Genomic DNA, 19,768 nt, shown 5'->3' with positions numbered 1-19,768 from the left:
TACAAGTTTTTTAATTTTTAATAATCAACTTTTTTGTTATTATTTTCGAACCATTATCTAAACTCACTACATAAATTCCAGGGTTTAGGTTTGATATATTAATCGTAGTTTTTCCTTCCATTAATCCATTTTTAGAAACTTTAATTTCTCCCAAAATATTAGTAATCTGAAGTGATGCTGTATTTCCATCGGTTTGCGGAAATAAAATTTCAACCTGATCGTTTGCTGGATTTGGAAATAAAATTAAATCTGGAATCTGAGTTTCATTTTCAACTAATTCTTCTGAAGTTTGACTTTTTAAGCTTGATTTTGCTGTACCTCCAACAACTTCCAATTTCCATTGCTGGCAAAATGCGGTATTCCATGGCCATTGTCGCACATTAGCTCCATTTGTAGTCAAAGCGTCCTGAACTTCCAATGCTAATCCGCTGGCACGGGAAATAATTCTGTAAAATCCATTATCTGTTGATTCAATGCTCCATTGTTCGCAAACACCGCCAACCCAAGGCCATTGCTGAATTCCAGCTCCAATATCATTTGAGCAACCCACAATATCCAATGTTTTATTACTATGTTGCGCTGTTAATTTGTAATAACCACTGTCTGTAGCTTCTACTTTCCATTTTTGACAACCACTGTTCAACCAAGGCCATTGCTGGGCTCTTGCACCGTCATCCGTATTACAACCGCCAATTTCTAAAACCTGATTGCTGTTTCGATTTACTAATCGATACGTTTGTCCAGAAACTATTCCGTTTCCTCCGCCAAGATTTGTAAAGATGAAGCCGTTCGTATTAAAACCTGCTTGATCGATTGCAAAACGCATTACGTAAGTACCGCTGTTTAAATACACTTCCTTATGAAGCCATTGCCAGTTTTGCCAGCCACCAGTATTTGGAACAGCTAAAGCACCAGTAACATTTTGTCCGTTAAATTCCAAATGAAAACTTCCGCCAATCGTAGAAGCCACTCTTGCATCAATCGCATAATTTCCGCTTTGCGTAACATTTACGGTGTATTCTGTCCATTCTCCATTTTCAGAAAAACACAAGTTGTAATATCCTTCTGTACTGGCTTCAATATCTACACCTTCATTACGAAAAGCTCCTGTCATATTTTGCGGATTTGCATCGTGATAGGCAACGCCTTCTCCTCCATTATCGAAATTTTCTGCTTCGACAATTCCAGGCAAATTAATAACTCCGTTGAAAGGCGTTTGAACAGCACCATTTACTGAAGGGACGGGAATTGCAACTCCTTCACGAACCGGAACTCCAAAATTTGGTGTATTATCTGGATTCCAAGTGAATTTCTGAATACGTGTGCTTCTGTCTGAATTTGTAAAAGAAGTACCGTGTTTGGCGTGGTAAATAATCCAATCTTCAGTGCCATCAGGAGATTTTGTAAAACCGTTGTGACCAGTTCCATAAACTTCATTGGCATCATTTCTCTGGAAAACGGGACCAACTTTCTGCCACGATCCTGGATTAAGATAATTTCCATCGGTACAAGTCAATCTTCCTAAAGCATAAGCTGCCGAAGCGCATTGACTTGCACTGTAAATAATATGCAGACTATTTCCTTTTTGCAAAAATATCGGACCTTCATTTACCAATCCGTCGGTTCTTTCCCAATTAAAAACAGGTTCAGAAATGCGAACTCTTTGATTACTAACCTGAGTTGGACTATCCATTCTAGCAATCCAGATCGTTTGTCCTTGTGGATCAAATTGCGACCAAGTCATATATAAAATTCCGGTTGCCGGATCCTGCCACGGACTTTCGTCAATTCCTGAAGCTTCTGGTGCTAAAATTCCTCTGTATGTATAAGAACCAAGCGGGTCTTGAGAATTTCCTTCTAAAACAAACATTCGCATATTAAAGCCATCGTCAGAAAGATTTCCGCAGGCATATATGTACCATTTTCCATTGATATAATGCAATTCTGGTGCCCAGACATCTCTTCGGATTTCTCCGCCTGAACTCCAGACTTTTGTTCGCGGTGCATTTCCAACATCCTGAAGATTTGCTGCTTTATGAATCCATACTCCATCTCCGGTAGTTACCATAAAATAGTAAAATCCGTTGTTGTAAACGACATAAGGATCAGGACTTTCTGCCTGCATTATCGGATTTGTGAAAGTGCCCTGAGCCTTTCCGTCCAAAATAATACTGAAATAAAATAATGTAAATAAACTTAAAATTCGTAAAGTTTGACTTTTCATAAATTTGGGTTATTTAGTTAGAGATTTTTGTCTGAATCAGCTTTTTAGCGTATTTCATTAAAATTAAAATAATAGAATTAACTGCGAAAAACAAAAAATATCATTCGCTGCACAATTCAACTAAAAAAGGCATACAATTTCAGAACTATTTATATAGCAGTAATTTACAATACAAATAAAAAGACTTTTACAAGAATACACTATCACAAAATTATTCACTTTATAAACTATTTTAACATAAATGAAATTTATATTAATTTAAAGTCTATAATTTTATTAGACTCAAAAAAGAATCTATTGTAAAATATGATTTACATAAAAATGAATTATAAAAACTCCTTAAAAAAAAGAAAAAGGTTCTCAGAATTTACTTCCGAAAACCTTTCTACTTAAACAACATTAAATTAAAATTTTATAAGATTCTTTTCATTCCAAAAAAATCATCTCTATATTGACTTGGCGTACATTTTTTTAATGCCTTAAATGTTCTGTTGAAATTGGCGATACTATGAAATCCGGATTTATAAGCTACTTCAGAAACACTCACATCGTCTTCCAGAAGCCATCGTGCTGCGTAACCGATTCGAATGTCTCTTAAATAATTAACCAAAGTTTTGCCTGTTCTTTTCTTAACAAAACGATTAAATGAAGCGTTTGACATACACGCGGCATTGGCCATTTCATCTAAAGATATCTTTTCCTGAAAGTTATTCTGAACATAATCGTAAATCACTTTCATTTTATCGTAATCTTCATATCTTTCGCCATCAACAGTATAAGTTGACAATAGGCGCTGATTTCTTGAATTAGCCAGATCGTAAAGTATTGAAGTTATTTCCAGGAAATAATCCATACCATCCAACTTCGAAATTTTCAGCAATTGTGGCATCAATTTTCTTGCCGTTGCCTCAGAGAATAAAATTCCATGATTGGCCCGGTTAAACATTTCGTTTATCGGTCCCATAATACGTCTTGACAATAAAGATTCCGGAAACAAATCTTTATGAAACTGAATGGTTATCTCGTGTATTTTATCATTTTTACATTTATGATTTTCCCATCCATGATATAAATTGGGCCCAATTAAAACCAACTCTACATCCTCGATTTCGTCAATATTATCTCCTACAACTCTTCGTATTCCTTTTCCATTTGAAATAAAATTGATCTCAAATTCCGGATGATAATGCACCGGAAAATCAAAATTATCTTTTACCCTGTCAAATACCAAAAAACTATCTTCGGCAGAAAGCGGTGCTATTTCTCTGTGAAATGTATTTGTAGTCCCCATTTTATTCTTTTTTAGACTGACATTATTTTAATTGTAAACTTTTTACGGCTTTGTTATGGCATTTTATACATATTCGGAGTTTTATTGAGCAAGGCAGCTTTGTCTTTTCTTGTAAACTGTATAAAATCACTAGCATCTGTAGCAGCAGGTGGCGGTGTGCAATACGTATCTCCGCCGTTGCCCCAAAATGTTATAAAAGAGAGATCGACATTATTCTGCGTCATTGCATTGTAAAAATTAGTTGAGTATAAGCCTGAAATAATATTATTTTTTCCTGGTGTAATAAAATATCCTGTTTCTGTCAAACCTGCAATTTTCACTCTTTCTTTAGCCAGTTTAGAAATAATCTGCAATTTTTTGTTAGCATTGTTCACACCACTTTCTCCTTTATTATCAAAATCCCCATAATCATCAAAACCTAAAACATCTACATAAGCATCGCCAGGATATCTTGATAAATAATCGCTTTCTGAAGTAAAACTTGCATCTGGAGAAAAGGCAAAGAGCATATTACTCACACCCAATGTATCTCTTAAATATTCAACCGTAAACCGCCAATTCTGAATGTATTCGTCAGCCGTGCAAAACGATTTTCCCCACCAAAACCAATCGCCGTCAAATTCATGAAACGGTCTGAAAATAATTGGAATCAATTTACCATCAGTGCCTTTTAAGGCTTTTGTAACTTGTGCAATTTTTTCCAGTTTTTTCTTGTAATATTCATGATTTACACCACCAGGAAGAATACTTTTAAATGCATTTTTTTTCTGTATATCGGTCATTTCGCTTGTATAAAATGATTTCCCTTCATAAGGTTCACGCAAATGCCAACAGAACATATTTACCATTCCTTTATTGTAAGCTTTTACGGCTGCTCCGGTAATCAGTTTTTCTTGTGCATACCACCAATTATCGTCTTTTCCCGTGTTTTCGTCATCGGCAATAAACATGAAATCGCCGCCAGACATTCCCGGATCAAAACCTGTTGTTTTTTTTATATCAGAATCGCCCGTATTGTTTTTATAAAAACTAAGCAAAGCATCATGCTGACCGATCATAAAAGAAGTTTTGGCTAATGTTTTAAGATTATAAAAAAGCGCTACAGTTTCGTCTGTAGCATTTTTATTGACCATATAATTTCTCGCCTGTTCCGGTTTTAAATCGATTGCAACTACTTCATCAGTAATTGTTAAACTTGCTTTTTCAGGATTTCCTATTACGACATCAGCATTACTAGAAGCCGTTAAGGTAATTTCTACCGTTTCTTCTCCTTCTGCAATTTTATCCGAAAGAATTTCGACCGGAATAACAACCGAATTACTTTTTGCAGAAACAGTAACCGAATTGGCAATCGTTTTGTAATCTTCTCCGTTTTTAGCAGTTCCGCCAAATTTCAGCGAAAGCGTTACTGGTACAGTAACCGATTTTGATAATTTAATGGTAAATTCTCCATTTGTTGCCGGTTCCGAAGCTGCACTTTTCGTTGCCGAAATTGTAGCAGTTGACTTTTCTCCAACGGGAACATTTTTATCCTCATCTCCATTTGATGAGCAGCCATCCAGCACGACAATGCTAAACAGAATTATTAGTGGTTTTAAAAATTTCTTCATAATTTCTTTAGTTTATTTTTTGCTATTTTTTTAGTTTTCCGAAATAGGTTCAAGAAGGAAATTATCAACATTGATATTCCCATTCTGACTTGTTAGTTTTATATAATTATCCCCAGTTCTTAGGTTCACAATTCCTACATCAAAATAGTTGAAGTTGTCCGATTTTGGAAATACAATATCTTTCCAGGTAGAAGTTGAACCATTGTACATCAATTCATTTACAATCAAATTAATTTTGGTATCTTTTGGAGCAGCATATCGAATTCTTAATTTGAATTTTTCATCTTTAGCCAATTGCACCAGCACTTTTACGTAATCTTCATCAATATCAAAACCGGTTACATACCCGCGTCCGGTAAAACCTTTTTGCGAATCTGCTGTTTGTGTTCCGTCCAGTTTTCCTCCGGCAGCTTTACCATTTTCAGCTTCTAACAAAATAGTGCAAACCGATTTCCCTAAACCTACTTTAGTTGGATGAATCATTTTGATCGCGCCTTTTTTATCGTATTCCAGAAAATCTGCCATCACATTTCTGGATTCGCTTACACCCGAAATCCATGCGCTGTGATAAAATGCCAGCCAATTATTTTTATATTTAATGATTGAACCGTGGTTGGTTCCCGATTGTTTTTCAAACTGCGGAATATAAATTCCTTTATATTCATAAGGTCCTAAAGGTTTGTCTGCAACGGCATAATACATGATTTCCGGCCATTGTTTGTTTTGAAGTCCCGGATAAGACAAATAATATTTTCCCTGATATTTATGTACCCAAGGTCCTTCAAAAACATTGGTTAACTGCGAGGTTAATTCTATTTTTGTTTCCGGAACAATGGCTTTTAAATCGTCTGTTAGTTTTGCTGCAAAACAGGAATTTGAAGAACCCCAAAATAAATACGCCTGACTATCTTCATCAACAAACAAAGCTGGATCCTGTCCCCATTCTACGCCTTTTATAAAACCGATATCAGTAAACGGTCCTTCTGGTCTTTGGCTTGTCGCTAATCCGGTTCTAAACATTCCGGTGGCACGTTCTTTCATTCCATAAACCAAATAATAAGTACCTTTCCAAAGCACTGCATCAATTGCCCAAGCATGACTGATAGCCCACGAAACATCGTCAACAGATAAAACTCTGCCGTGATCGGTCCAGGATTTTAAATCGGTGGTTGAGAAAACATGATAATCAAACATGGTCGCATGATGATTAGTTCCCGGCACATCGTGCGATGCGTAAACCCAAAGCGTATTGGGGTCGTTTTCCCAAACATGCACAGAAGGATCTGCCGTGTAAATATGCGGAAATAATGGGTTTTGCGCTTTCGCGGAAAAACAAATGGCCACCATAATCCCCAAAATACATACTTTATTTTTTATGTTTTTTGTAATCATATAATTGATTTTAATATTATTCAAAATGTAAAGGATAATCATCTGTTCGAAAAGGCACTGCCGGAAGTCCTACCTGATTGTATAAATTACCATCCGGACTGTTTCCCCAATCGTATCTTACAGCAGTTGGATTTTCAATTTCGTCATTGTATAAAATAATGTTATTACCTTCCTGAAAACCTTTTGCCCATTTGAAGATTTTGTCATTTCCTGCAATAGAAAATCCTCTTACATAACCGTATTTATCTTTTAAGAGTAAACCTGAACCAAAATTTTCAAACTGAATTCTGATTTTTCCATTATCAACAGAAAAGCTTTTAAAAGTTGGCCCCGAATCCACAATTTCAGTATTGCCATAAACCACTTTTTCCGCTGCCAGCGCGAGACGTTTTCCAACATCTTGTTTGTTTTTTGGGTGAATGTCATTCTTCTCACCGAGATCAATCGCAACGGCCATTCCGGTTTTGGGAAGTTTCAAAGTCGTTTGCTGTGCTTCGCGAAGAGCCGCCCATTTGTAATCTGACGGTTCCTTTTTATCTTCCATAAATCCTGCAAGCTGTACAAAAAGAAAAGGAAAATCTGATTTCCATTGTTTGCGCCAACCTTCAATCAAAGCCGGAAATAAAGTTTGATATTGCTTTGCGCGATCTACATTCGATTCTCCCTGATACCAGATTACTCCTTTTATCGCAAAAGGAATCAAAGGTGCAATCATCGCGTTGTAAATCGTACTTGGCGTTGTATTGCTGGAAACATAATCTGGGATTTTCATTTCGATTTTAGAATTGAATTTCCAGTTTCCTGTAATATTCATTTTTGAAGATTCATTTTGGATAAAAACAGTTTGTCCCATTTCTCCAATATTCCCTCCCCAGATTTCTAAAAATTTTAAAGCAATTTGATTATTTGTTTGCTGTAAAACATTTTCGGGAATTATAAAATAGGTTCCGTCTTCTTTCTTTTCACTTTTTGTAATTTCATTTCCATTAATGTATAAATTCACGTTTCCGTTTATTTTCCCAAGAAATAAAGTTGATTTTAAGTTTGAATTAAAACTTTCATTCAAATCAAATCTTTTTCTAATCCAGACATTTCCTCCGTAATTATCAGCGATTTCTAATGCTTTTAAATCAAAAGGAAATTCTACAGATTCCCATTCATCATCGTTATATACTGTTAAGTTTACACCATTTTTTACACCCAAATTACTTTCATGAAAAGACTTCATATCACTTTCATATTGAATAAAAGTAGAATGCCAATCTCTTCCTGTTTTTAAGTTTAAAAGTTCGTTTTGAAACTCAGGAAATCGCTGTAAATCTTCTGCTCTTATCCACGGTTCAATAGGAGAACCGCCCCAAGCCGTAACAATAACACCAATCGGAATTTTCTTTTTCTGATATAGTTCTCTGGCAAAAAAATACGCAACGCCGGAAAAATCTCCAACAGTTTCCGGACTAACTTCTTTCCAATCTCCTTTCAAGGTATCAATGGGCTGATTGGCAACATTTAACGCCGCTCTAAAAAAATGGATATCAGGAAAATTGGCTTTTAAAATTTCGTCGCGACTATTGGTAACAGAATACGTCGTGAATTCCATATTCGACTGGCCGGTTGCTAAAAAGACATCACCGACTAATACATTTTTCACTTCGATTTTATTTTTTCCGAGAAACTCAATCGTGTAAGGTCCTCCTGAAGAAACAGGATCTAAGTTAAGATGCCATTTTCCATCTTTACCTGTTATGGCTGTTTTTACTTGTTTTTGAAAACGGACTGTAATTTTTTCACCCGAATCTGCCCAGCCCCAGATTGGCAATTTTGCATCACGCTGTAAAACCATGCCGTCTGAAACAAAGCCTGGCAAAGAAATTTTACACCAGGCATTGACAGCAAACATGTTTAAACAAACTAAAAAAATTATTCTCTTTAACATTCTTATTTATTTTCTGTGATTCCTTTAAAATTATCAGTGCGAAATGGCAACAAAGGCAATCCTTCTTTATTGTAAATATTCCCGTCAGGATTGTTGCTCCAATCGTAACGTACCGAAACCGGACTTTGAATCTCATCATTGTAAAGCACAATTGTATTGTCTTTTTGATACCCTTTTGCCCAAACATATTTTTGATCCGTTCCGGCAATGGCGAAGCCTTTTGCGTAGCCATAAGCATCACGAAGTTCTAAACCTGAACCCAGATTAGTAAAAGAAATTATGATTTCATTTCCTTTGATTTCAAGAGATTTAAATTGTGGACCGCTAAAAACTACCTCTTTATTATAAGCTACTTTTAAAGCCGAAAGCGCCAATCTTTTTCCAACATCTTGTTTGTTTTTTGGATGAATATCGTCGGGATTTCCAATGTCAATTGCCAACGCCATTGCGGTATTTGGCAGTTGCAAAGCTTTTGTTTGCGCTTCTCTTAATTCTGCCCATTCGTAATCCGAAGGTGTCGGTTTATCATGCATGAAATTGGCTAATTGAACAAACAGAAACGGAAAATCATAACCCCATTTTGCTCTCCAGCCTCTTATCATATCCGGAAATAAAGTTCCGTATTCAAATGAACGATCTGCGTTTGATTCTCCCTGATACCAAATTGCTCCTTTGATTCCGTACGGAATTAACGGTGCTATCATGGCATTGTACAAAGTGGTCGGTACATATTGAGGTTCTCTGCTTAATGGATATTTAGGCATATTAGTGGCATCAACAGCCGTTTTGTAGTTCCAGTTTCCTACTAATGTTTTTTGAGCGGATCCAATTTCCATAAATAAATCTTCCGCATTGCCATAGATTCCGCCGCCGCCGCCGGTATCGTTTACACGAATTGTAATTACATTTCTGCCTGCTTTTAAAAGATTTTTCGGAACGACATAAGTTCTTAAAGCTTCGTGTCCTATTGTTTCTCCAATTTTAATACCGTTGAAATATGTAATATCTTCATCATCAATTTTTGATAAATGAAGTGTTATGGATTTTGAGACCTCATTATTTGTTAGATTGATTTCTTTACGAAACCAAACTATGCCGTCATAATTAGGAAGGATATTTTCCTGTTCCCAATTTCCCGGTAGACTCATCGAAGACCAATTTGAAACATCCAAATCAAAATCTGCCCATGTTTTTCCGTCTTCCTGATATCCTCTGTCTTTTCCTGAGTTTTTTGACCAGATTGCTAAATCATTTTTATAAGCTGATAAAATATCAGCTACATCCGTTTTGTTTGTAGAAAGGTTTTCTGCTTCAACTCTGTATCTTGGAAAATGTTTTATGCTTTCTAAATCCGTCCAAGATTCAGCAGGAGTTCCGCCCCAATTCGAACTGATTAAACCAATTGGAACCTTAATTTCTTTTTGAAGATCTCTTCCAAAAAAATACGCAACAGCGGAAAAATTCGGAATCGTTTCGGTACTACATTCTACCCAACCGTTGCTTACAACATCTTCTTTAGGATGACTTGCAACGGCTTTTTCCACCATAAATAATCTGATATTTGGATAATTGGCATCGGCAATTTCTTTTTTGTAATTGTTGACGTTTGCAATTAATGGCCATTCCATATTCGATTGTCCCGAAGCGATCCAAACATCTCCAATCAAAATATTCCTCAAGCTGATTGTATTTTTTCCCTGAATGATCATTTCATAAGGACCTCCGGCAGGAACAGCTTTAAGCTCTAATTTCCATTTCCCGTCTTTTCCGGTTTTGGTCTGATATTTCGAACCTAAAAAATTTACTGACACTTTTTCTCCAACATCTGCCCAACCCCAAATTGGGATCTTTATTTCTCTCTGCAAAACCATATTATCTCCCACAAGTTTTGGCAATTTTACAGTTGCAAAAACAGTATTAGAGAGAACAGTAAAAAGCAGTGCCAGTACAATTGAAATACGCTTCATACTTTGTGTTTATATTTTATTCTAAATCTTATTTCTTTTCCGGATAATAGGTTGGAGGCATATCACTTATGGCACTTCCCCATTTTTTATTTGGATTTTTGCCCATTTTAAATTCGATTGATCCGCCTTGACTTAACGCATTCCAATCGAGCCATAAACTGGAAACATTTTTTCCATTTAGTTTCATTTCCTGAATGTAAGGCGCATTAAACTCCGCATTTTTTCCATCAATTGTAATCTTCTTTCCGTTTTCTAAACTGATGGTTGTTTTTTCAAATAAAGGCCCAGTTATTGTAAATCCGGCTTCTCCGGGTAAATACGGATAAAAACCTAAAGCTGAGAAAACATACAAAGCTGACATCGCACCAACATCATCATCGCCTGGCATTCCGTTTGGCGTATTTTTAAAAACTTCTGTTACGCGACGAACATTGTATTGCGCTTTCCAGGGTTTTTGCAGATAATTATAAACGTACATTGCTCCAAAACAAGGTTCGTTTCCAACCCAGTAAAAAGGTTTTTCGGGAGCCCAGCCTGTTTCAATTTTAGACACAAACTGATCCAGACGTTTTTCTATAAAACCTGCTCCGCCTGCTTTGTCAATTAATTTTTTCATACTCTGCGGAACACTCCAGAAATACTGCATGGCGCATCCTTCATTAAAACCATTTTCACTGGAATCACTAAATGGCGTAATAAATTTTCCATCAGAATTTCTTCCCTGAATTAATTTATTTTCGGGATTTAATAATGTGAATGCATTTTGAGAACGATTTAGATAATATTTTTCAGCTTCCAAATCATTTGCTGCTTTGCAAATTTTAGCAATTGAATAATCGTCAACTCCATATTCTAAAGTCATAGAAGCACCGTAACCGTGAAGATCAACAGGAACATAACCTAATTTCTTATATTCTTCAACCGCGTACCAGCCGTGAGATTGTCTGCTGGAATGAAATTCTGTTGATACTTTTTTCATCATGTCTTTAACCATTATCAAATCAAAATCTTTGGCACCCATCGCATACATATTAGCAATAAATGGAAATGGAGAATAGCCGTTCATTACTCCATATTCCTGATTGTTCATGCTCCAATTTGGAAAAGATCCGCCTTGCTGTGCATCTAACAACAAAGACTGAATCATGTCTGAAGATTCTTTTGGCGCAATAATCGCCTGCACCTGTGCTGTTGTTCTGTAAGTATCCCAAAGCGAAAAGTTTACATATTTATTTCTGCCTTTTTCAATTTTGTGAATTTTATCATCAAAGCCTATATAATCTCCATTTACATCTTCAAAAACATTTGGTTGTAAAAGAGTACGCGAAACTGAAGTATAAAAAACAGTTTTCTCGTCTTCATTTTTTCCTTCAACTACAATTTTATTCAAATACTTTTCCCATTCCGAGTGCACGTTTTGGTAGGTATTTTCGAAATTCCAATCGGATATTTCTGCATTTAGATTCTGAATTGCATTTTCTACACTGACAAACGAAATTGCCGATCTCATTTTTACCTTCGTTTTTCCTTCAAGGTTAAAAGTAACATAAGCTGCAATCGCACTTCCTGAAATATTTTCACTTCCTTTAGTTTTATTTTCTGCACGCCAATTTCCTACTTCTTTAAAAGGAACGTCAAATTCAGCTACAAAATAAACTTTATAAGGACGGTCGTTTGGATCACGCCAGCAAAAACCTCCTGTTGACATAAAACCGCTTACTCTTTTTTTTTTAGAATCAATATTCAGTTGTCCGGCACTGATTCCGTTGGCATTATTTGTTGGAGCAAAAACTACTGAAGCTTCTTTATTTAATGGAAAATCAATCTCGCCAATAGAAGCTCTTTGTGTGGTTGTAAATTTTACATCGGTTTGATATGTATCTAATTTTACCGAATAATATCCCGGTTTCGCCACTTCATTTTGATGCGAAAATTTACTCTTATAAGCTGATTTATTATAAACTGGAGAAACATTCAAATCGCCGACAACAGGCGTGAATGGCAAATCCTGCATGGCATGGCAGCCTACTCCAGAGAAATGCGTCATGCCGAAACCATAAATTTCATCTTGTGTATAACGGTATCCTGAACGTGACGTTTCGTAATTTTCAAACACATTGTTCGGACTTATAGAAATCATTCCGAAAGGTGCTTGAGCGCCCGGATACAAATTTCCCCATTCGCCTGTTCCTATAAAATTATTTACATAATCTACAGGAGCTTTTTTTTGTGCAAAAGCAAAACTTCCGGCAAAAAACAGTGCAGCTAAGACGGTGCTTTTATGTTTTGTTATTTTCATTTTATTTATTAAAAATTATTCTATTTTATATGAGTCGTTCCTGCAAGGTTTTCAAAACCTTGTAGGTCTGCTTTCTTTATTCGGATAATCAAAATACCTACAAGGTTTCCAAAACCTTGCAGGAGAAGCCAAATCAGTTGTTTTTTAAAACCTGAACTTCCCAAAGAGAAGCGTTTCTGTCTTCTGAATTATTAACCGTAACTTTTACATAGCGCGCTTTCTCAGTTTTGGTCTGAAGCATTTCTTTATAACCCTGAACAGCTTCCTGACTATGATCGGCATACAACTGCCAATTCTGATAATCTGTTGATGTTTCTATTTTGAAAGTGACCCATTTATCCGGATATTCGAAACAGACACGAACAGCGTCAAACGAAAATTCCTGACCTAAATCTATTGTAACATCACTTGGTGCGCTGCTGGTTGTCCAACGTGTATCATTTCTTCCATCAACTACTTTTCCGGCTTCAAAGCCTGCATTTTGACTGCTGGCGAAAGCATTTTTGTTTAGAGCCAAATTGGTGTATTTTCCTTTTTTATTTAACGTTTTAGCCAAATCATCTACATAAGAAACGAGATTGATTTTACCGTTTTTGAACTCGACTTCAGAAACGGCTGAAAAACGATAATCGCAAGTTGGGCCTTTTGCCAAATCCTGTCTGTGGTAGAACATAAAGGAACGTCCGTCAATTTCTGTAATCGAATGATGACCTGGACCAGAAATTCCGGCTTTTTCATCGGTTTTTAAAATCGGACTGTTTGATGCTTCTTCGTAAGGGCCATCAATATTTTTTGATACGGCGTAACGCACCTTATAACTCGTTTCCCAACAGCGTCCACCTGCCCACATGCAATAATATAATCCATCTTTATATACTAAATATGGACCTTCTGTATAATCAAAAAGGTTTCCTTTTATGGAAAGTTTCTTTTCGATTTTGGTTAAATACGTTGGAGACTTTACATCATTATCCATTAAAAATAATTCGCGTCCTGCAGAAATTACATAGATTTTTCCTGAAACGGGATCGCGAAAAGGCTCAATATCAAAACCGCCTAAATGCGCTTCTTTTTTGAAAGGCCCCGTCGGTGAATCTCCCGAATAAACATAACCGGAATAATCGACCGAACTTTGGCAATACAAATAGTATTTTCCGTTATCGCCCTGAATTACTGCCGGAGCCCAAACGGTTTCATGTGGTAAACCGGGAACGGATTGAACATCCCAATCAGCTAAGTTTTTTGTTGTCCAGACTAAAATTTCGCCGTCATTTCCGCTAAAATAACCGTCTGTTGTGGAGTACATATAATACGTATCGCCAAATTTCTTTATACTTGGATCTGCAAAATAACCCGGAACAACGGGATTTTGCGCCATTATAGCAACGGTAAAAAAGCTTAAAAAAAGAGTTATTAATCTACTATTCATGTTTTATTTTTTATTGTAAATATTCTCTTTGGTTAATTCTTTCTGGAAAATAACTTTAGGAGTTTTATAAAATGTTTTAAAATCATTTTCACTAATCTGTCCCGGATACGGAACAAAATAATGATCTGGTCTTCCGTTTCTCCAAAGCAAAACATAAGACAAATTAGAATTCTGAACAATAGGAAGTAAGATCTCTGTCCACCATTTTTTATTCGGTACTTTTTCCTGTCCGATTTCGGTTAATGCTGTTAGCTTATTGTGCTCTTTTCCGATTTCATTTAGCATTTTGATTTGATTTTTTATTCCCTGTACAAATTCAGAATTGGTTTTTGCAGTATCGTTCTGATAAGCATCAAAACCTAAAACATCTACATAATTATCGCCAGGATATCTTTCTAAGAAAAATTCTTTGTTTGGAAATTCAGTGGTAGAAAAAGCGTATAAAACATTTTTAACGCCTTTGCTTTTTAAATAATCAACCGTGATTCTCCAAAGCTGAATATAGTCTTTCGATGCAGTCTGCTTCTTTCCCCACCAAAACCAATCGCCCGTCTGTTCGTGCAACGGCCTGAAAATAACCGGAATCGTATTTCCTCTTTCATCTTTCAAACCATTAAAAAAAGCTGCCGCTTTATCTAAATCTTTCAAATAATCTCTTTTAACCTCAGCATTTTTCAAAATAAGTTTTATTGTCGAAGTACTGTCCCATGCAGAATTTCTGTTGAAAGGGTTTGTTTGATGCCAGCTAAATGTATTAATCCCGCCTCTTTTGTAAACTTCTGTTACATATTTTTTCATTTTAACAAAAGGAACGCCATCAATATTTACATCTTCACCCAATTCTAAATGCCCTAAATCCCAACCATAAACTCCCGGATAATCTCCAACCACTTTTTTTACATCTGATTCTCCATCTACATAAGACCAGCCTACACCGTAAGCCAAATCGTCCTGATGACCGAAAATGATTCCATTTTTTGCCAGCGTTTTCATGTTCTGTAATAAAATACTTTTTGCAGTTTCTTTTTCTTCTGCTTTAGAAGTATTTTTTTGTTTATTACAGGAACTCAAAACAATAGCACAAAAAATAATAGTATAAAATTTCATTTTTATTCCAATTTTTAAAATAGACAAAGAAGAATGCTTGGGGCTCAACCAAGCTTCTTCTTTGTCTGGAAAATTACTAACCTAACTTACTTATAATTAACGCAATCCAACTTTATCGACAATTACATATCCGAACTTGCCCTGAATTGCAAAATCTTCTATTTTGGTTGCTCCGCTTAAAGCCGGTAAACTAGATAACGGAATGACAACATCTGTCCAGGCTCCAATTTTGACCTGAACTGTAGTGATACCCCAATTTCCATTAATCATAATTCCTAATTGCTGATTATTCTCTAAACCTTCTCCACCGTAAACAGAGAATGCTAATTCTGTCATTCCGGCTGTAGAAACATTTCCTCCGCCAAAACGAAGTCCGTCCCAATCCTGCCAATCTTTTCTAATGGCTTTTGTTCCTTCTCTCACTTCTGTGGTGTAAGCAGGATTTACATCTCCGCCCCAGCTCCAGTTTCCGAAACCATTTCTGTAATCGTCATCGTAAATTACTCTGGTTAACGGAATATCAGTAAGACCAGCGATTTGAATTTCAGTATTAGTTTCAATCAAAAAGTCATTGATTGTTTTTAATTTGATTGTACCATTAAAAGATCCTTCTGGTACTTTTAAAACAATTTTGGTTGCTGTATGAGTTGAGAAAGTCGTAATTGGCATTGCTGCACCCGGAATTATTACTTCTTTAACCAAATCTAAATCGGTTCCTGTAAGTGTCCAATCTGCATCAATTGCAACTGGTTTTGGCGCTGCATCTGTGATAATTGGCAGAATGATTTTTACTGCTTGTTCCGTTTCTACAACAACTCCGGAATAAGCTGTTAAAGCTATTTTACCATTCGTTGCTGTATTTGGTACTTTTACCACAATTTTTGTAGCCGTTTGACTTTCAAAAGCGGCACTTTCTGTACTATTTGGAAATTTAATCGATTTTACCAAATCAAGATCTTCTCCATTAATACTTAATAAATCACTGTGTTTTACACTAGTTGGTTCCAGAGAAGTCACTTTTGGCAAATCGATGATGATATCACTTTCCGTTTCAAACGTATAAGGTTCTGTTCCGCCTCCAATAATCAGAATAGATCCAGTTTTTGCATCCATTGGAACTTTAACCACTAATTGTTTTAAAGAAGCGCTTACGAATTCTTTAACTTCGATTCCGTCAGCAAAAACTACAGACGTTACCCAGTTTAAATAATCTCCTGTAATCGTAATATTCTCACCTGGTTTGGCCTGAGGTGTAATACTTGCAATCATAAACGGCACATCAAAACTTAAAACGGTTTTTGATGTTATTTCTCCACCGTCATAAACTAAAGTTACTTTTCCTTCTGTTGCTTCTTCAGGAATAATCAATTCTATTTTTTCTGAAGTCTGCGAAACAAAATCATCACTTGAAACTTCAACACCCGGAAGCATTATAGAAGTCACACGATCCAGATTATGACCGATAAAGGCTATTTGCTCGCCATGTTTTTGCCCCGAAGGACCAAAACTCAAAAGTTCAACGACATCATTACTGCTTTTAGAGTCGTCATTGCTGCAGGATACAGCGGCTCCAACGATTATGAATAACATAATCAGGAGATAAAATGGTTTATTTTTAAATTTTTTCATTTTGGTTTTGTTTTATATAAAATGAATTATTTTAAACTTTTTGGTACAACCCTAAAGTTATCTACAGAAATATCTGCATCAAGAGCGCCGTCACCGTGAACAATTAAGCGGGAGAAATATCCGGCTGCATTTACATCATGACCTGGTCCTAATAAAACTTTTTCTAAAGGCACAACGATAGTTTCCCATTCGCCTTCTGTATCATAAGGCGGACTCCATAAATACACGCCTCCGCTCCAATAATAATCATCAAAATCTGAAGCTTTGTCTAATAGAACCTGAAATTTTAATCCGTTAGCGTTATACGGTTTCAGTGTATTTATTTCGAATTTGAAATTGTATTTTTCTGGATGTGTCAATGCATCATCCGGAACATTTCTGCTTTCCGCACCAAATACGTCTGGTCCGCCATTGAAGAATGCTGTAAAATCCCAGCTTCCGATGTTTTTCTTTACTCTGATGTAATTTCCATTAATGGCTTCAGGATCTCCATCGCCAGGATTTGTGACGATAAAATCTGAACCTGTTGCGCCACTTACAAAAATGTTTCGGTTGTCTCTAAACCAGAAATCAGACTTTGTTTCTCCAAAATTGGTTTTGATCGTAATTGGTCCCGGCTGTGCTCCTTCCGGAACTACAATATTCAAAATCTGATCATTATCTATACTTGAAATTGTTGCCTGCGCGCCTCCGGTAAAAGTTACTGTCATTGGCTCATAGAAAAAGTCTCCCTGAATGGTTGCAATTTTTCCAGTTGCAACATATTCACTTTTCATGGCTTTCATGTACGGTTTTCCAATTTTCACTGAAAAATCATAAGTATAAACTCCGCCCGAACCATTAACTAATCGAATTTGATTGTTGATTTCTGTTGGAATTTTCCCCGGTACATTAGTAATAATCGAATTCTTAGTTACATAAGTTGGAGAAATAAAGGCTTTAAGATTATTAAACCAAACTTCTTTTGTATCCTGAAGATTATCCCCAATTAAAGCCAAAAGCTGTCCCTGACCTGCTTCTACCAATAATGAATCTGATGAAGCCGGATCTGTTAGTCTTACATAATTGATAATCGGACTTCTGCTGGCTGCTTCTTCAGAAGAACAAGAAACCACCGTTGTTCCTAAAACAACTAATAAGGCTGCTGTTATTTTATATAAAGTTTTCATATTGTCTTTTTTAAAAATTACTGTTTACCTGCATAATAATCTACCGGTGTTTTTCCTAAATTAGGCGCCTGACTCATTTCTGTTGCCGGAATCGGAATTAAAAAATTTCCGTCGTTTGCTGCATAACTTCTCGTTGTTACCCAAGGAGTTTTGGTAAATGTCCAGGAAGTTGGGTTCGGAATTCTGTCCGGAGCAATTGCAAAAGCAGATCTGTCCTGATTACTGATAATATCATACGCTTTCTGCGGATTGTAATAATGTAGACGAACTAAATCGTACCATGCCATTGCTTCAACAGAAAACTCAATCATTCTTTCGTCAAAAATTCTATCGAAAGTTAATGGTCCCTGAATTCCGTTTAAACCCGCTCTTGTGTGTACCGTATTGAAATATTGAATTGCTTTTGCGTCTGTAGTTGAACTACTGTTTCCTACCGCAGCTTCGGCGTAAGCCAAATACATTTCTGCTAAACGAAGCATATAAGTATTGATTTCATACGTATGGAATCCTGCTAAACCACCGTTGTCTTTTGCTTTACCAACAACATATTTTTTTGTTGAAGCATAACTGATCTCTGCTCCCTGACTATAAGGAAAACGAAGTTCCTGTTCTGTACCATCTTCTAATGTTTGCGTGATTTCAGGATAATGCGCACCGGGAAGCATAAATGTAGCTTTTAAACGTTGATCGAGTGTTTTTCCTTCCATCATTCCCGGACTTCCCACAACTGGATTTATTCCTTCGTATTTACTTAAAATCCACCATGTTGCACTAAAATCTCCTCCCCATCCGTCGCCATTGGCAATTGAAGGGCTAAATGCTAAAGAGGAAGGTGCGGTATTTGTAGTAGAACTGTAAGTACCTGTATATAACCATTGTAATGAAAACAAAGATTCTGCATTATTTTCGTTTTTTGTCAAATATAAATCGGCGTATTTAGGTTCTAATTTTGCACCACTTCTTGTGATTACTCTCTCTGCGTAATATTTTGTAGAATCTAAGAAAACCTGATTTCTATTACCTTCAGTTCTTCCTACGCCTGCTCTGTTCAAGTAAGTTCTTGCTAACATTCCTTCTGCTGCCCATTTAGTAATTCTTCCTGTTTGCAAAGGTGTTTCTTTAAGATCTTCTGCAGCAGCGCGGTAATCTTTAGTAATAAATTTCCATACACTTTCGGGCGTATTACGAACTTGCGTAGTATCTCCAACCAATGTAAAATTGTTGGTAATAATGGGTACAGCACCATAATTCATCGTTAATAAACTATAAGCAGTTGCTCTCATAAATCGGGCTTCGGCAATGGTTTGTTTTTTAATATCCGGATTTACACTTGGACCTGCATATTTATTAACGTTGATAATGTAAGTATTACACTGACCGATTGTATTGAAAAGAGATTTCCAAACATCATAATTCATTTGTGAATTAGAAGTTGTGTTGAACTGTACCATATCAGGATAATTGTAAACCGACATCATGGTTCCTCCTCTAAAATCACCTACACTAAATGAAGCTTTATCATTGTATAAAAACCATACTTTATTATATAGTAATGCTGATCCTGCCAAAACTTGTTCGTCTGTTTTATAAAATTCTGCATCTACGGGAACGTCCTGTGGCGGTCTTTCTAAAAATTCTTCAGAACAACTGGTCAATAATATTAAAAACAGGCTGGATACTGTAAAAGAAATTTTAAATAGTATATTTTTCATCAC

General features: G+C 36.1%; 12 protein-coding genes. All 12 read right to left on the bottom strand.

The window, feature by feature from the left end; genetic code table 11:
- Positions 1 to 10 precede the first annotated feature (10 nt).
- Positions 11 to 2,224 carry a family 43 glycosylhydrolase gene (locus EV144_RS20955; protein ID WP_074662315.1) on the bottom strand — a complete coding sequence of 738 codons (2,214 nt, stop codon included), beginning with the start codon at positions 2,222 to 2,224 and terminating at the stop codon, positions 11 to 13.
- 412 nt (positions 2,225 to 2,636) lie between these two features.
- Positions 2,637 to 3,515, bottom strand: coding sequence for an AraC family transcriptional regulator (locus EV144_RS20950; RefSeq protein ID WP_074662318.1), 879 nt, complete (start codon positions 3,513 to 3,515; stop codon positions 2,637 to 2,639).
- A 53-nt stretch (positions 3,516 to 3,568) separates the two neighbouring features.
- On the bottom strand, positions 3,569 to 5,125 hold the full coding sequence (locus EV144_RS20945) for a glycosyl hydrolase (RefSeq protein WP_083370493.1): 1,557 nt from the start codon (positions 5,123 to 5,125) through the stop codon (positions 3,569 to 3,571).
- Between the two features lie 30 nt (positions 5,126 to 5,155).
- Positions 5,156 to 6,517, bottom strand: coding sequence for a family 43 glycosylhydrolase (locus EV144_RS20940; protein WP_166670613.1), 1,362 nt, complete (start codon positions 6,515 to 6,517; stop codon positions 5,156 to 5,158).
- A 16-nt stretch (positions 6,518 to 6,533) separates the two neighbouring features.
- Positions 6,534 to 8,417 (bottom strand): sialate O-acetylesterase, encoded by a 1,884-nt coding sequence (locus EV144_RS20935; protein ID WP_074662397.1) that lies wholly within the window; start codon positions 8,415 to 8,417, stop codon positions 6,534 to 6,536.
- A gap of 38 nt (positions 8,418 to 8,455) precedes the next feature.
- Complete coding sequence (locus EV144_RS20930; RefSeq protein ID WP_134151095.1) at positions 8,456 to 10,420, bottom strand: sialate O-acetylesterase; 1,965 nt, start codon at positions 10,418 to 10,420, stop codon at positions 8,456 to 8,458.
- Between the two features lie 28 nt (positions 10,421 to 10,448).
- Positions 10,449 to 12,719, bottom strand: a complete 2,271-nt coding sequence (locus EV144_RS20925) for a GH92 family glycosyl hydrolase (protein ID WP_134151094.1) — start codon at positions 12,717 to 12,719, stop codon at positions 10,449 to 10,451.
- Between the two features lie 133 nt (positions 12,720 to 12,852).
- Complete coding sequence (locus tag EV144_RS20920; protein WP_083370495.1) at positions 12,853 to 14,148, bottom strand: family 43 glycosylhydrolase; 1,296 nt, start codon at positions 14,146 to 14,148, stop codon at positions 12,853 to 12,855.
- Between the two features lie 3 nt (positions 14,149 to 14,151).
- Positions 14,152 to 15,255, bottom strand: coding sequence for a glycoside hydrolase family 26 protein (locus EV144_RS20915; RefSeq protein ID WP_074662330.1), 1,104 nt, complete (start codon positions 15,253 to 15,255; stop codon positions 14,152 to 14,154).
- Between the two features lie 96 nt (positions 15,256 to 15,351).
- Positions 15,352 to 16,884, bottom strand: a complete 1,533-nt coding sequence (locus tag EV144_RS20910) for a hypothetical protein (RefSeq protein ID WP_074662332.1) — start codon at positions 16,882 to 16,884, stop codon at positions 15,352 to 15,354.
- Between the two features lie 26 nt (positions 16,885 to 16,910).
- Positions 16,911 to 18,053 carry a glycan-binding surface protein gene (locus tag EV144_RS20905; protein WP_074662335.1) on the bottom strand — a complete coding sequence of 381 codons (1,143 nt, stop codon included), beginning with the start codon at positions 18,051 to 18,053 and terminating at the stop codon, positions 16,911 to 16,913.
- 17 nt (positions 18,054 to 18,070) lie between these two features.
- The gene (locus EV144_RS20900) at positions 18,071 to 19,765 is read right to left on the bottom strand and encodes a RagB/SusD family nutrient uptake outer membrane protein (RefSeq protein ID WP_134151093.1); all 1,695 of its coding nucleotides are present in this window, start codon (positions 19,763 to 19,765) and stop codon (positions 18,071 to 18,073) included.
- Positions 19,766 to 19,768 lie beyond the last annotated feature (3 nt).

The sequence above is a fragment of the Flavobacterium sp. 270 genome, from assembly GCF_004368785.1.
GTDB lineage: Bacteria > Bacteroidota > Bacteroidia > Flavobacteriales > Flavobacteriaceae > Flavobacterium.
This window is presented reverse-complemented; position numbering and strand designations above follow the sequence as displayed.

Coding starts and splice junctions, on each gene's coding strand:
- EV144_RS20920 (WP_083370495.1), bottom strand. CDS start 14,148: ATGAATAGTAGATTAATAACTCTTTTTTTAAGCTTTTTTACCGTTGCT.
- EV144_RS20940 (WP_166670613.1), bottom strand. CDS start 6,517: ATGATTACAAAAAACATAAAAAATAAAGTATGTATTTTGGGGATTATG.
- EV144_RS20915 (WP_074662330.1), bottom strand. CDS start 15,255: ATGAAATTTTATACTATTATTTTTTGTGCTATTGTTTTGAGTTCCTGT.
- EV144_RS20925 (WP_134151094.1), bottom strand. CDS start 12,719: ATGAAAATAACAAAACATAAAAGCACCGTCTTAGCTGCACTGTTTTTT.
- EV144_RS20945 (WP_083370493.1), bottom strand. CDS start 5,125: ATGAAGAAATTTTTAAAACCACTAATAATTCTGTTTAGCATTGTCGTG.
- EV144_RS20930 (WP_134151095.1), bottom strand. CDS start 10,420: ATGAAGCGTATTTCAATTGTACTGGCACTGCTTTTTACTGTTCTCTCT.
- EV144_RS20910 (WP_074662332.1), bottom strand. CDS start 16,884: ATGAAAAAATTTAAAAATAAACCATTTTATCTCCTGATTATGTTATTC.
- EV144_RS20935 (WP_074662397.1), bottom strand. CDS start 8,417: ATGTTTGCTGTCAATGCCTGGTGTAAAATTTCTTTGCCAGGCTTTGTT.
- EV144_RS20955 (WP_074662315.1), bottom strand. CDS start 2,224: ATGAAAAGTCAAACTTTACGAATTTTAAGTTTATTTACATTATTTTAT.
- EV144_RS20905 (WP_074662335.1), bottom strand. CDS start 18,053: ATGAAAACTTTATATAAAATAACAGCAGCCTTATTAGTTGTTTTAGGA.
- EV144_RS20900 (WP_134151093.1), bottom strand. CDS start 19,765: ATGAAAAATATACTATTTAAAATTTCTTTTACAGTATCCAGCCTGTTT.
- EV144_RS20950 (WP_074662318.1), bottom strand. CDS start 3,515: ATGGGGACTACAAATACATTTCACAGAGAAATAGCACCGCTTTCTGCC.